At 71.6% G+C, this 1,213-nt stretch carries 1 protein-coding gene; it reads right to left on the reverse strand.

The window, feature by feature from the left end:
• Positions 1–114 precede the first annotated feature (114 nt).
• Complete coding sequence (locus tag K313_RS22745; RefSeq protein WP_156911489.1) at positions 115–1,014, reverse strand: hypothetical protein; 900 nt, start codon at positions 1,012–1,014, stop codon at positions 115–117.
• Between the last annotated feature and the right edge of the window lie 199 nt (positions 1,015–1,213).

Below are 1,213 nucleotides of genomic sequence, written 5' to 3' on the forward strand. Positions count from 1 at the left end.
TCGGCTCCCCGACGCCCCGGCAGGTCACTTCCTGCCGCCAACCCCCGGCTATCGGCTCCCCGACGCCCCGACGGGTCACTTCCCGTCGGGCGCCCCGGAACCCCACCGCCTCGGTCAGAGCCCCAGCGCGACCTCTTGCTCGCGCAGCGCGTTGGCCACGCGTGCCACCATCTCCGCGGGGCGGGCGAGGTCCCGGCTGGTCAGCTCCTCGACCCGGTAGTCGTGGTCACGCAGCCCCCTCACCCGGTGCAGGTCGTCGCGGCGCTGGCGGTCAGAGGTGAAGTGGTGGACGCCGTAGTACTCGACCACCAGCCGGTGACGCCGCCATAGGAAGTCGACGTACGCCAGCCAGGTGCCGTCGACGACGACCGAGACATTGAGCTCGGGCTCGGGCAGACCGGCCTCGAGGAGAAGCAGGCGACTCTTGGTCTCCGTGACCGAGTTGGACCCGGGTCGCACGTGGTGCAGCGCCCGTCGGGCCTGCACCACACCCGGAAGCCCAGGCCCAAGTGCCGCCTCGAGGTGCTCCGGCGTCCACACGCTCCGCCACCGCGCGTCCCCGAGGATCACGGTGTCGAGGAAGGACAGGTGCGGGGCCATCTGCGCGAACAGCGCCGGTGGCGAGAGCACGCGGAGCGGGAGCCCCTCGACGTGCACCGTGTCTGCTTGGCGGCCGCCCAGGCGGTGGTCACGCACCGTGGCCAGGCGGATCCGACGCTCGCCGGGCACCAGCAGGTGGATCGGCGGACGGGGCGTCGGCGACCACTGCTGGGCGTGTGGCAGGTGGTGGACCCACAGCGCCGACTCCCCGCAGACGACGGCATCGTCGGGCACGACGCGGCTCACCGCCTCGATGTCCTCGATCACGGTCCGTGGCAGTCGTCGTCCGTGGACGCCGCGATGAGCCGCGACCAGCTGACGCCGCTGGGCACGTGTCAGGCCTAGGCGGTCCAGCTGGTCGGTGGTGTACCACTTGCCGTCCACGATCTCGGGCGGCAGGAGAGGGGTGCGCATGCCGCCAGCCTGCGCCACCCCGCCTCGGCGTAGCCCTCCTCATCCACAGGCGGGTCGACAGGTCTGTCGTCGTCCACAATCGAGCGTGATCCACGTCATACATCGAATCCCCACGGCGCCTGAGGGCCCCGACGGGTCACTTCCTGTCGGGAGCCCGCCTCCTCGGAGCACGGTCCGCCCTGACGGGTCACTTCCTGTC

This window comes from Arsenicicoccus bolidensis DSM 15745 (assembly GCF_000426385.1).
Lineage (GTDB): Bacteria > Actinomycetota > Actinomycetes > Actinomycetales > Dermatophilaceae > Arsenicicoccus > Arsenicicoccus bolidensis.